The organism is Atlantibacter subterraneus (assembly GCF_007570865.1).
GTDB lineage: Bacteria > Pseudomonadota > Gammaproteobacteria > Enterobacterales > Enterobacteriaceae > Atlantibacter > Atlantibacter subterraneus.
Genome location: NZ_VLPS01000003.1, coordinates 101,679 through 114,162 on the forward strand (window position 1 = coordinate 101,679; position 12,484 = coordinate 114,162).

The window sequence follows — 12,484 nt, forward strand, 5'->3', positions numbered from 1 at the left end:
TCTGACGACAGGGAATGTGATTCTGATTCAGAAAGCATCCTGGTTCTGCGAAGCGAATAATCAACGGCTTCCAGAGTTGACCGAGCACTGTGATTTTTTGAGGTAACAAGATGCAAGTTTCAGTTGAAACCACTCAGGGCCTTGGGCGCCGTGTAACGATTACTATCGCTGCTGACAGCATCGAAAACGCTGTGAAAAGCGAGCTGGTCAACGTGGCGAAGAAAGTGCGCATTGACGGCTTTCGTAAGGGCAAAGTACCGATGAACGTCGTTGCTCAGCGTTATGGCGCTTCCGTGCGTCAGGATGTGCTGGGCGATCTGATGAGCCGTCATTTCGTTGACGCTATCATTAAAGAAAAAATCAATCCGGCTGGCGCTCCGAACTATGTTCCGGGCGAATACAAGCTGGGCGAAGACTTCACTTACGCGGTTGAATTCGAAGTTTACCCGGAAGTCGAACTGAAAGATCTGGAATCCATCGAAGTCGTTAAGCCGGTTGTTGAAGTGACCGACGAAGACGTTGACGGCATGCTGGACACCCTGCGCAAGCAGCAGGCGACCTGGACCGAAACCACTGAAGCTGCTGGCGACGAAGATCGCGTCACCATCGACTTCACCGGTTCTGTTGACGGCGAAGAGTTCGAAGGCGGCAAAGCGTCTGACTTCGTACTGGCGATGGGCCAGGGCCGTATGATCCCGGGCTTCGAAGAAGGCGTTAAAGGCCACAAAGCCGGTGACGAATTCACCATCGACGTGACCTTCCCGGAAGAGTACCACGCTGAAAACCTGAAAGGGAAAGCGGCGAAGTTCGCGATCGTTCTGAAGAAAGTTGAGCAGCGCGAACTGCCGGAACTGACCGAAGACTTCATCAAACGCTTTGGCGTTGAAGACGGTTCCGTTGCTGGTCTGCGTACCGAAGTGCGTAAAAACATGGATCGCGAGCTGAAAGGCGCGGTGCGTAACCGCATCAAGTCTCAGGCTATCGAAGGTCTGGTGAAAGCGAACGACATCGACGTTCCTGCTGCGCTGATCGACGGCGAAATCGACGTGCTGCGCCGTCAGGCTGCACAGCGTTTCGGCGGCAACGAGAAACAAGCGCTGGAACTGCCGCGTGAACTGTTCGAAGAGCAGGCGAAACGCCGCGTTGTCGTTGGCCTGCTGCTGGGCGAAGTGATCCGCACCAACGAGCTGAAAGCCGACGAAGACCGCGTTAAAGCGCTGATCGAAGAAATGGCTTCTGCATACGAAGATCCGAGCGAAGTTATCGAGTTCTACAGCAAAAACAAAGAGCTGATGGACAACATGCGCAACGTCGCCCTGGAAGAGCAGGCGGTTGAAGCGGTTCTGGCGAAAGCCAAAGTGACCGAACAAGCGACCACCTTCAACGAGCTGATGAACCAGCAGGCGTAAGCCACGCCAACGTTGTATCAGGCCCGTCCTACAGCGACGGGCTTTTTTTCGCCTGCAGTTAAGGCAAGGACGGATAAACCGCAGTTTCAATATTCGCGTAACATGAAAAGGTTGTTATGCTTGAAACTGAGGGCGATAAACCCCATAAACAAAGATATATCCGCATCAACAAACAGAAAATTTGATCTATTGTGGATAGGGACTCTGGCTGATAATCCGTCCTGAAGGGTGACAAGACCCGGTAGCGTGGTCATTCGTCACGGTCTCAAGTAAAATCAGTGCGACAGGTTACTTAATTTTTTCCAGGAGACGGAAATGTCATACAGCGGCGAACGAGAAGTCATGGCACCCCATATGGCCCTGGTGCCTATGGTTGTGGAGCAAACCTCACGTGGTGAGCGTTCTTACGATATTTTTTCCCGCCTGCTCAAGGAACGCGTTATCTTTTTGACCGGTCAGGTTGAAGATCACATGGCTAACCTGATTGTGGCGCAGATGCTGTTCCTGGAAGCAGAGAACCCGGAAAAAGATATTTACCTGTACATCAACTCGCCGGGCGGCGTGATTACTGCGGGCATGTCGATTTACGACACCATGCAGTTTATCAAACCGGATGTCAGCACCATTTGTATGGGCCAGGCGGCCTCAATGGGCGCGTTCCTGTTAACCGCCGGGGCGAAAGGCAAGCGTTTCTGCCTGCCGAACTCACGCGTGATGATCCACCAGCCGCTGGGCGGCTATCAGGGTCAGGCGACGGATATCGAAATCCATGCGCGTGAAATTTTGAAAGTAAAAGCGCGTATGAATGAACTTATGGCGCAGCACACGGGTCAATCGCTGGAGCAGATCGAAAGAGATACCGAGCGCGACCGTTTCCTCTCAGCAGATCAGGCTGTAGAGTATGGATTGGTTGACTCCATTTTAACTCACCGTCAGTGATACCTGCGGCAATGGGCCGCTATACTATAGGGTGTCAGTAGGCGGCTCATTGTGCGCAAACTTCGGTTTGCGCCTGAGAATGGCATTGCGTCGTCGTGTGCGGCACAAAGAACAGAAAAGAGGTTTTGACTCATGACAGATAAGCGCAAAGACGGCTCAGGCAAACTGCTGTACTGCTCTTTTTGCGGCAAGAGCCAGCACGAAGTGCGTAAACTGATTGCTGGCCCGTCAGTGTATATCTGCGACGAGTGTGTCGATTTATGCAACGACATTATTCGCGAAGAGATTAAAGAAGTGGCGCCGCACCGCGAACGTAGCGCGCTGCCGACGCCACATGAAATCCGCAACCATCTGGACGATTACGTTATCGGTCAGGAACAGGCCAAAAAAGTCCTGGCGGTGGCGGTCTACAACCACTACAAACGTCTGCGTAACGGCGATAGCTCAAACGGCATAGAGCTGGGTAAAAGTAACATTCTGCTGATCGGCCCGACCGGTAGCGGTAAAACCCTGCTGGCCGAAACGCTGGCCCGCCTGCTGGATGTTCCGTTTACCATGGCGGACGCCACCACCCTGACCGAAGCCGGTTATGTGGGTGAAGACGTTGAAAATATCATTCAGAAACTGCTGCAGAAATGTGATTACGACGTGCAGAAAGCCCAGCGCGGTATTGTGTACATCGATGAAATCGACAAGATTTCCCGCAAGTCTGATAACCCGTCCATCACTCGCGATGTGTCCGGTGAAGGCGTGCAGCAGGCGTTGCTGAAACTGATTGAAGGTACCGTGGCTGCCGTTCCGCCGCAGGGTGGACGCAAGCATCCGCAGCAGGAATTCTTGCAGGTTGATACCTCAAAAATTCTGTTTATCTGCGGCGGCGCATTTGCCGGTCTGGATAAAGTGATCGCTAATCGCGTAGAAACCGGCTCCGGTATTGGTTTTGGCGCGACGGTGAAAGGCAAATCTCAGAAAGCCACCGAAGGCGAACTGCTGACTCAGGTTGAACCGGAAGATTTAATCAAGTTCGGTTTGATCCCAGAGTTCATTGGCCGTCTGCCGGTGGTGGCAACGCTGAGCGAACTGAGTGAAGAAGGGCTGATCCAGATCCTCAAAGAGCCGAAAAACGCCCTGACCAAGCAGTACCAGGCGCTGTTTAATCTGGAAGGCGTTGAGCTGGAATTCCGTGACGAAGCGCTGGAAGCCATCGCGAAGAAAGCCATGTCTCGCAAAACCGGCGCGCGTGGTCTGCGTTCCATCGTGGAAGGCGCGCTGCTCGACACCATGTACGATCTGCCGTCCATGGAAGACGTGGAGAAAGTGGTGATTGACGAGTCCGTGATCGGCGGCCAGTCAGAACCGCTGTTAATTTACGGTAAGCCAGAAGCACAGCAGGCATCAGGCGAATAATTCGCCTGTCCTGACAATCAGTTATAAAATATTAGGGGGATTTGGTCCCCCTTTTATTTTTCCTGCATTCCTGACATTGAATGTCCGGGAAACATCCCCATATACTGTTCTACTTGTTGGTGATGCCGTGAATTTCACGTGCGCCCCATCGCCTGGCGGAAACTAAACTAAGAGAGAGCTCTATGAATCCTGAGCGTTCTGAACGCATTGAAATCCCTGTGTTGCCGTTGCGCGACGTGGTGGTTTATCCGCACATGGTTATCCCTTTGTTCGTGGGACGGGAGAAATCTATCCGCTGCCTGGAAGCCGCAATGGATCATGACAAAAAAGTCATGCTGGTTGCACAGAAAGAAGCGTCGACGGATGAGCCGGGTGTGAATGATTTGTTTACCGTGGGAACCGTAGCGTCAATTTTACAGATGCTGAAACTGCCGGACGGCACGGTAAAAGTACTGGTTGAAGGTTTACAGCGCGCGCGCATTACCGCGCTCTCTGACGATGGCGAACACTTTTCTGCACGGGCCGAGTATCTGGAATCCCCGGCGATTGATGAACGCGAGCAAGAAGTGCTGGTCCGCACCGCTATCAGCCAGTTTGAAGGCTACATCAAACTCAATAAAAAAATCCCGCCAGAAGTGCTGACGTCGCTGAACAGCATTGACGATCCTGCACGCCTGGCAGACACCATCGGCGCGCATATGCCGTTGAAACTGGCCGATAAACAGTCGGTGCTGGAGATGTCAGACGTTAACGAACGTCTCGAATATCTGATGGCGATGATGGAGTCAGAAATCGATCTGCTGCAGGTTGAGAAACGCATTCGCAACCGCGTGAAGAAGCAGATGGAGAAGAGCCAGCGCGAGTACTATCTGAATGAGCAAATGAAAGCCATCCAGAAAGAACTGGGCGAAATGGACGATGCGCCGGATGAAAACGAAGCCTTAAAACGCAAAATCGACGCGGCCAAAATGCCGAAAGAGGCTAAAGAAAAAGCCGATGCCGAGTTGATGAAGCTGAAAATGATGTCGCCGATGTCTGCGGAAGCGACCGTCGTGCGCAGCTATATCGACTGGATGGTACAGGTTCCGTGGAACGCGCGCAGTAAAGTGAAAAAAGATCTGCGCCAGGCCCAGGAAATCCTCGATACCGATCACTACGGCTTAGGCCGTGTGAAAGACCGCATCCTTGAATATCTTGCGGTGCAGAGTCGCGTCAATAAAATTAAAGGCCCAATCCTGTGCCTGGTCGGGCCGCCGGGGGTAGGTAAAACCTCGCTGGGCCAGTCCATTGCGCGTGCCACCGGACGTAAATACGTGCGTATGGCGCTGGGCGGGGTGCGTGATGAAGCGGAAATCCGCGGTCACCGCCGGACTTACATCGGTTCCATGCCGGGCAAACTGATCCAGAAAATGGCGAAAGTAGGGGTCAGAAACCCGCTGTTCCTGCTGGATGAGATCGACAAAATGTCGTCGGATATGCGTGGCGATCCGGCGTCGGCGCTGCTTGAGGTGTTGGATCCGGAACAGAACGTGGCGTTTAACGACCACTATCTGGAAGTGGATTACGATCTCAGCGACGTGATGTTTGTGGCGACGTCTAACTCCATGAACATCCCGGCTCCGCTGCTGGATCGTATGGAGGTGATTCGCCTGTCGGGTTATACCGAAGATGAAAAACTGAACATTGCCAAACGTCACCTGCTGCCGAAGCAGATTGAACGTAACGCCCTGAAAAAAGGCGAAATCACGGTGGACGACAGCGCGATCATCGGCATCATCCGTTATTACACCCGTGAAGCCGGGGTACGTGGCCTGGAACGTGAAATTTCGAAGCTGTGCCGTAAAGCGGTTAAACAGCTGCTGCTGGAGAAAGAGCTCAAGCACATCGAAATTAACGGCGATAATCTGAAAGATTACCTCGGCGTTCAGCGCTTCGACTACGGTCGTGCGGACAACGAAAACCGCGTTGGCCAGGTGACCGGTCTGGCCTGGACCGAAGTGGGTGGCGATCTGCTGACCATCGAAACCGCCTGCGTACCGGGTAAAGGCAAGCTGACTTATACCGGCTCGCTGGGTGAAGTGATGCAGGAATCTATTCAGGCAGCGCTGACCGTGGTGCGTGCGCGCGCGGAAAAATTGGGTATTAATTCTGATTTTTACGAAAAACGCGACATCCACGTTCACGTACCGGAAGGGGCGACCCCGAAAGACGGCCCGAGCGCAGGTATCGCCATGTGTACCGCGCTGGTCTCCTGCTTGACGGGCAACCCGGTGCGCGCCGATGTCGCCATGACGGGCGAGATCACCCTGCGTGGGCAGGTTCTGCCGATCGGCGGTTTGAAGGAAAAACTGCTGGCGGCACACCGCGGCGGCATTAAAACCGTGTTAATTCCTTACGAGAATAAACGCGACCTGGAAGAGATTCCGGACAACGTTATCGCCGATCTGGACATCCATCCGGTGAAGCGTATCGAAGAGGTGTTAACCCTGGCGCTGCAGAATGAACCCTCGGGAATGCAGGTTGTCACGGCAAAATAGTGACCTAACGCATACTGCATAGATAAAATCAGAGCTGGTAAGCCATTTGGTGCTTGCCAGCTTTTTTTTGTATCGCTAATTTAGATGGCTGACTGATTATGTCATCAACTAATGCTGTTGTAAGGGCATGACAGGCCTGATATAACTGCTGCGCGGTCGCTCCATGAAGGATTCGGGGGCGATATAAATAATAATGAGAGGAAGAGAAGCGTGAATAAATCTCAACTGATAGACAAAATTGCCGCCGATGCTGATATTTCTAAAGCCGCGGCTGGACGTGCGTTAGATGCTCTGATTGGCTCTGTTACCGAATCTCTGAAATCCGGAGATGACGTGGCGTTAGTTGGCTTTGGTACTTTCTCTGTCCGCGAGCGCGCTGCCCGTACTGGCCGCAACCCGCAAACTGGCAAAGAGATCACCATTGCAGCAGCAAAAGTACCGGGTTTCCGTGCAGGCAAGGCACTGAAAGACGCGGTAAACTGATTTTTCCCTCTACGGTTTCGATGGTAAAGGGCAAAGGGCGCATCGCGAGATGTGCCTTTTTTATTATCTGGGTGACTTTTTAGTCCTGTGGGCTGACAACCGCCCCGGTTTCTTGTCACAATACGCCTTTGCGCGAAGCGGCACCCTCGGGTGAGCGCCAGCAGGATTTACTGTCATCTACAGCGGAGCGTTGTTACACCATGATGGACAACTTACGTACGGCTGCGAACAGCGTCGTACTCAAGATTATTTTCGGTATCATTATCGTGTCGTTCATTCTGACCGGCGTGAGTGGTTACCTGATTGGCGGTAACAATAATTACGCCGCGAAAGTGAACGGCCAGGAAATCGGCCGCGCCCAGTTTGAAAATGCGGTCGCCAGCGAACGCAATCGTCAACAGCAGCAGTTGGGCGATCAGTTTTCTGAACTGGCTGCCAATGAAAACTACATGAAAGCCATGCGTCAGCAGGTGCTGTCGCGCATGATTGATGAAGCGCTGCTCGATCAGTACGCCAAAAAACTCGGCCTCGGCATCAGCGACGAACAAATCAAACAGGCGATCTTTAAAGAGCCTGCCTTCCAGAGCAACGGCAAATTTGATAACGCCCGTTATACCGCCGTCATCAACAATATTGGCATGACGCCGGATCAGTATGCTCAGTCATTGCGTAACCAGTTGATGACTCAGCAGCTGATCAATGCCATCGTCGGCACCGATTTTATGCTGGCGAACGAAACCGATGAGCTGGCGGCGCTGGTCGCGCAGCAGCGCGTCGTGCGCGAAGCCACGATTGATGTCGCCGCGCTGGCTGCGAAGCAAACCGTGACTGATGCTGAGGTCAACGGCTTCTACGAGCAGAATAAAAACCGCTTTATCGCGCCGGAACAGTTCCGCGTCAGCTACATCAAACTGGATGCCGCTGCCATGAACGAAAGCGTCAGCGATGAAGAGATCCAGGCCTGGTACGATGAGCATCAGGATCAGTACGGCCAGCCGCAGCGTAACCGCTACAGCATCATCCAGACCAAAACGGAAGATGAAGCCAAAGCGGTGCTGGATGCTCTGAAAGCCGGTTCTGATTTCGCTACCCTCGCGAAAGAAAAATCTGCTGACATTATTTCTGCCCGTAACGGCGGCGATATGGGGTGGCTGGAAGACGCTACCACGCCGGATGAGCTGAAAACCGCTGGCCTGAAAGAAAAAGGACAACTTTCCGGCGTGATCAAATCCTCGGTTGGTTTCCTGGTGGCGCGTCTTGACGACGTTCAACCGGCCAAGGTGAAGCCGCTGTCTGAAGTGCGTGACGCCATCGCCGAGAAAGTGAAGCAGGAGAAAGGCGTTACCGCGTTCTTCGCCCTGCAGCAGAAAGTGAGCGATGCCGCGAGCAACGATAACGAATCGCTGGCGGGCGCTGAGCAGGTTGCCGGCGTGAAAGCGGTGGAGACCGGCTGGTTCAGTCGCGACTCCCTGCCGGAAGAGCTGAACTTCAAACCGGTTGCCGACGCGATCTTTAACGGCGGTCTGGTTGGCGAAAACGGCACCCCGGGCAGCAACTCCGACATCATTACCGTGGAAGGCGATCGCGCGTTTGTGCTGCGAGTCACCGAGCACAAAGCGGAAGCGGTGAAACCGCTGGCGGACGTGCGTGACCAGGTGGTTGCGGATATCAAAAAGCAGAAAGCGGAACAGCAGGCGAAACTGGATGCCGATAAGCTGATCGGCGAGCTGAAAGCGGGTAAAGGCGATGACGCGCTGAAAGCGGCAGGCCTGAGCTTTGGCGCTGAAAAAACGCTGAGCCGTACCGGTCAGGACCCGATTTCCCAGGCTGCGTTTGCGCTGCCGCTGCCCGCGAAAGACAAGCCGTCTTACGGCGTGGCTAACGATATGCAGGGCAACGTCGTGCTGGTGGCGCTGGACGAAGTGCGTAGCGGTACGCTGCCGGAAGAGCAGAAGAAAGCGATGACCCAGGGCATCACCCAGAACAATGCCCAAATCGCCTTCGACGCGCTGATGACTAACCTGCGTAAAGAAGCAAAAATTAAAATGGGCGACATCATCGAGCAGCAGCAATAATCGAGACGTCTCGCACATAATTGCAATTTTTTGCAAACCTCAAAGGCCGCTTTCGCGGCCTTTTCCATTTCTGATATTCGCTGTTTGTGGTGTTTCTCCCGGCCCGATAAGGTGGCGTTGCTGTCAACAAACAAGGAGAAAACAGCATGAAACAAGGTGTTAAAGCATTCTGTCTGGCAATGGTTATTGCGTGCGGCCTCACCAGCTATCCCGCGCTGGCGGTACAGTCAACGGCGAAGGCTGACGCGGCTGCGACGAAAACGGAAAACGCCGCGGCGGCCCAGGCCAAAGACAAAGCCGTGAAGGCGGATGAAGCTGAAGAGCGTACCGTGAGCATTAACAACGCCAGCGCGGAAGAATTGGCCTCAGCGCTCAACGGCGTCGGGATGAAGAAAGCGCAGGCGATTATTAACTACCGTGACGAGAACGGCCCCTTTAAGAGCGTGGAGGACCTTAAACAGGTGCCCGGCATGGGGAACTCGCTGGTGGAACGTAATCTGGCGCGCATAAAACTGTAACTGCCAGCACCGGGACCTTGCAGAGTTGTAAATCTTTGCCATGATAAGGAGGTCATACCAGTGGTGTGACCTCTTACTCTCATAAAATGAACCGCAGCGTTTACGCTTCCGAAGCGAAACCCACGCGGCGATAACAAGGGCCCTTGCGCTATGCAGACACACATTAAAGTTCGCGGTTATCACCTGGATGTTTACCAGCACGTCAATAATGCCCGTTATCTCGAATTTCTCGAGGAAGCGCGCTGGGATGGGTTGGAACAGGAGGAAGGCTTTCAGTGGATGACGGCTAACCGTATCGCTTTTGTGGTGGTGAATATCAACATCAACTATCGGCGACCGGCAGTGCTGGGCGATTTATTGAAGGTCACCAGCCAGGTGCAGCAGTTAAATGGCAAAAGCGGCATCCTGAGCCAGGTGATTACGCTTGAACCGGAAGGGCAGGTGGTGGCGGACGCGCAAATCACCTTTGTCTGCATCGATCTGAGCACCCAGAAGGCATTGCCGCTGGAAGGGGAGTTGCGCGAGCGTCTGGAAGCGATGGTCGGCAAGGCATAATAAAACAGGGCGGGTACCCGCCCTGTTCATCAATTAAGCCCGGTTTTACGCTTCATCTGGGCCATCACGCCCACTTTATCCGCAAGGTATTGGTTCAGGCCGTTGGCGCGCAGGTTGCAGGCCGCGCACTCGCCGCATCCGTCGCCTTTGATGCCGTTATAGCAGGTCAGGGTTTCGTTGCGTACCAGATCCAGTTTGCCCCAACGATCCGCCAGCGCCCAGGTTTCGGCTTTATTCAGCCACATCAATGGCGTTTCAAAACGAATATTGCTGGCCATGCCTAAATTCACCGCCTGGTGAAGCGCCTTCACGAATTCGTCGCGGCAATCCGGATAGCCCGAAAAATCTGTTTCGCATACGCCGGTAATGATCGCCTCCGCCTGCACCTGATAGGCATAGATCGCCGTCAGGGTCAGAAACAGAATATTGCGGCCAGGCACAAAGGTACTGGGAATGCCGCTGGCGTCGGGATCGTAATCTGGCACCGGGATGCTGTCGCGAGTCAGGCTGCTTACCGCCAGTTCGTTGAGCAATCCGACGTCGAGGGTTTTATGCGCGCGGGCACCCAGTTTGACTGCCAGTTGCTGGGCAATTTCGATTTCAGCACGATGGCGTTGTCCATAATCGAATGTGACGCAATGCACCTCGTCATATTGATGCAGCGCCTGAATCAGGCAGGTGGTGGAGTCTTGTCCACCGCTAAAAACCACAACGGCACGTTTCATCGTCAACCTTTCGTTCTTTTGTGTAGATGGCGCATAGGGTAGCGCCGTTGGCTTAGCGCCACCAGCTTCTTCACTGTGTACCCGGCGGTGGGAGCCAGGCGCGGGTAAAATCGAACCAGCCGCGGGCATTCATGCAAATACCGTTGACGCCCGGCGGCGCGCTAACCTGATAGCGATAATTAAACAGCGGCGTGATCGCGGCATCCTGCATTAGCGTGGTATAAACCTCGCGCATTCCTTCCCGGCGCTGGGTTTCATCCGGCTGACGCTGTACCGCGTCGAGCGTTCCCTGTAAATGCGCGAACTGGCGAGCGGTAAGCACGTGCGGCCAGAGATTGTCGCAGCGTAGCCACTGCTCAAGCGTAAAGGCCGGGGACTCGCCGATTAGCCGATCGCCCATGACTAAATCCGCTTCGCCCAGTCGCTGGCAGCCGTGCCAGGTTTTTGCCGGATGAAAATGCACCGTCAGCTCGCAGCCTTTGTCCGCCAGATAGCGCTTAAGTTGTTCGGCCATGGCATGCAGTTCCACCGGCAGGTGATACACCAGGGTTAGCGAGGCGGGCAGCGCTGTTTCATCAGGCTCCCATTCGGGAAGCCGCCAGCCGGGCAGCATCTCGCTGCTGGGGGTGATCAGCCCTTCATCCAGCGGCAGCGTATCCAGCATGCCGCTGCGATGGATCAGGTCAATCAGGTAGCGGGATTGCGCCAGTGATAGTTTCCCCTCCCGGCGCAGCGCCAGATAGCAAAATCCGAGGCTAATACTGTTGCTGACCGGCCTCAAATGGACCAGTTCATCCTGCTGGCCAATGGCGATCTGCACCGGGTGACGACAGCTGTTGCCCATCTCGCGATCGAAAAGCTGCGGCGTGATCCAGAACTCCACCGCCTTCAGCAGCGGATGGCTGAGATGCCAGAACTCGTGGCTTTCCAGGCGCACTAAATCCGCTTCAAAGCGCGCCAGCCGGAACGGCCCGCAGCCGATATCCGGTTCATCCGGATGAGCCAGACAGCTGCAATACAGCGCTAAGCGGTGCGCCAGCCAGTAATCGGGGCGATGCAATCGAATGCGCAGGCACTGGGCATGAACCACTTCCAGGTGCGCCACGCTGGCGAACAGCCGGGCGATTTCCCGATCCGCCAGCAGCGACTGAAGCGCGCGCTGCAACTGCTGAGTTTCCACCGGCTTGCCGTTATGCCAGTGCAGCGTGGAGCGCAGATAAAAATCCCAGCACAGCCCGTCTTGCGATATGCGCCAGTGATGCGCCAAATCACCGACCGGTAATTCGCCGTCATCATCGAACCGCGTCAGGCCGGAATAGATTTGTCCGGCCAGATGTTGCTCGGCGCGGCCCGGTAAAAAGCCTGGCGTTAGCGGCTCCAGAGGGCGGTAATAGGGAATACGCAGCGTAGGGGTATCGTTTTGCCACTGGCCGCCGAGAAACGGCTGTAAAAGATGTCGTAGCTGATCGGGTGCCAGCTGCGCCAGCTCCAGCGCGTTTTTATGCTGGCCGCGATTAAGCACCTGCTCCATCATCCCGGCGCGCACCTGCTCGGGCGTCACCTGGAAGGTTAAATCGCCGCGCTTTCCACGCCCGGCCTGGGCTTGCCAGCGCAGCCAGCCTGCCGATTCCAGCTGGCGCAACAGGGTGCGGATATGCCGTTCGCTGCAAAAACAGCGTTCGGCCAGTTCCGCCACGGTCACCCGCTGGGGTTCGCCTGCGGAAGGTTGCCAGAGACGCTGAAACTGATTAAGCCGATTAACGAGTCGCATAATAAATCCGGAACAAATTTTGGAAAGTATTCACTATTTGTTCCGCATATGCCAGGCGATACTTC

The 12,484-nt window shown here is 54.6% G+C and carries 10 protein-coding genes; 8 read left to right on the plus strand and 2 right to left on the minus strand.

Going from position 1 to position 12,484, the window contains the following annotated elements:
• The first annotated feature begins 110 nt into the window (after positions 1 to 110).
• The 8 genes from tig to FND52_RS06310 all read left to right on the plus strand — a co-directional run bounded on the left by tig (position 111) and on the right by FND52_RS06310 (position 9,923).
• Positions 111 to 1,409, plus strand: a complete 1,299-nt coding sequence (gene tig, locus FND52_RS06275; protein ID WP_144130114.1) for a trigger factor — start codon at positions 111 to 113, stop codon at positions 1,407 to 1,409.
• 315 nt (positions 1,410 to 1,724) lie between these two features.
• Positions 1,725 to 2,348 (plus strand): ATP-dependent Clp endopeptidase proteolytic subunit ClpP, encoded by a 624-nt coding sequence (clpP, locus tag FND52_RS06280; RefSeq protein WP_125294074.1) that lies wholly within the window; start codon positions 1,725 to 1,727, stop codon positions 2,346 to 2,348.
• Positions 2,349 to 2,480: 132 nt separating this feature from the next.
• Positions 2,481 to 3,755, plus strand: a complete 1,275-nt coding sequence (gene clpX, locus FND52_RS06285) for an ATP-dependent protease ATP-binding subunit ClpX (RefSeq protein ID WP_144130116.1) — start codon at positions 2,481 to 2,483, stop codon at positions 3,753 to 3,755.
• Between the two features lie 182 nt (positions 3,756 to 3,937).
• Positions 3,938 to 6,292 carry an endopeptidase La gene (gene lon / locus FND52_RS06290; RefSeq protein ID WP_125294076.1) on the plus strand — a complete coding sequence of 785 codons (2,355 nt, stop codon included), beginning with the start codon at positions 3,938 to 3,940 and terminating at the stop codon, positions 6,290 to 6,292.
• A gap of 210 nt (positions 6,293 to 6,502) precedes the next feature.
• Positions 6,503 to 6,775, plus strand: a complete 273-nt coding sequence (gene hupB / locus FND52_RS06295; protein WP_125294077.1) for a nucleoid-associated protein HU-beta — start codon at positions 6,503 to 6,505, stop codon at positions 6,773 to 6,775.
• A gap of 200 nt (positions 6,776 to 6,975) precedes the next feature.
• Positions 6,976 to 8,850: a peptidylprolyl isomerase gene (ppiD, locus tag FND52_RS06300; RefSeq protein WP_144130118.1), complete on the plus strand. Its 1,875-nt coding sequence runs from the start codon at positions 6,976 to 6,978 to the stop codon at positions 8,848 to 8,850.
• Between the two features lie 146 nt (positions 8,851 to 8,996).
• On the plus strand, positions 8,997 to 9,368 hold the full coding sequence (locus FND52_RS06305; RefSeq protein WP_125294079.1) for a ComEA family DNA-binding protein: 372 nt from the start codon (positions 8,997 to 8,999) through the stop codon (positions 9,366 to 9,368).
• 150 nt (positions 9,369 to 9,518) lie between these two features.
• Entirely contained in the window at positions 9,519 to 9,923 is a 405-nt protein-coding gene (locus tag FND52_RS06310; protein ID WP_125294080.1) for a YbgC/FadM family acyl-CoA thioesterase, read from the plus strand.
• 29 nt (positions 9,924 to 9,952) lie between these two features.
• Here FND52_RS06310 and queC read toward each other — a convergent pair whose 3' ends face one another.
• Together queC and FND52_RS06320 are read right to left on the minus strand one after the other, a co-directional pair.
• A complete protein-coding gene (gene queC / locus FND52_RS06315) occupies positions 9,953 to 10,648 on the minus strand; it encodes a 7-cyano-7-deazaguanine synthase QueC (RefSeq protein WP_125294081.1) in 696 nt (231 codons plus the stop codon).
• A gap of 70 nt (positions 10,649 to 10,718) precedes the next feature.
• Entirely contained in the window at positions 10,719 to 12,419 is a 1,701-nt protein-coding gene (locus tag FND52_RS06320) for an SgrR family transcriptional regulator (RefSeq protein WP_144130120.1), read from the minus strand.
• Between the last annotated feature and the right edge of the window lie 65 nt (positions 12,420 to 12,484).

Excerpts from the sequence above, each read along its gene's own strand:
- tig (WP_144130114.1), top strand. The coding sequence starts at position 111 with ATGCAAGTTTCAGTTGAAACCACTCAGGGCCTTGGGCGCCGTGTAACG.
- clpP (WP_125294074.1), top strand. The coding sequence starts at position 1,725 with ATGTCATACAGCGGCGAACGAGAAGTCATGGCACCCCATATGGCCCTG.
- clpX (WP_144130116.1), top strand. The coding sequence starts at position 2,481 with ATGACAGATAAGCGCAAAGACGGCTCAGGCAAACTGCTGTACTGCTCT.
- lon (WP_125294076.1), top strand. The coding sequence starts at position 3,938 with ATGAATCCTGAGCGTTCTGAACGCATTGAAATCCCTGTGTTGCCGTTG.
- ppiD (WP_144130118.1), top strand. The coding sequence starts at position 6,976 with ATGATGGACAACTTACGTACGGCTGCGAACAGCGTCGTACTCAAGATT.
- FND52_RS06305 (WP_125294079.1), top strand. The coding sequence starts at position 8,997 with ATGAAACAAGGTGTTAAAGCATTCTGTCTGGCAATGGTTATTGCGTGC.
- FND52_RS06310 (WP_125294080.1), top strand. The coding sequence starts at position 9,519 with ATGCAGACACACATTAAAGTTCGCGGTTATCACCTGGATGTTTACCAG.
- queC (WP_125294081.1), bottom strand. The coding sequence starts at position 10,648 with ATGAAACGTGCCGTTGTGGTTTTTAGCGGTGGACAAGACTCCACCACC.
- FND52_RS06320 (WP_144130120.1), bottom strand. The coding sequence starts at position 12,419 with ATGCGACTCGTTAATCGGCTTAATCAGTTTCAGCGTCTCTGGCAACCT.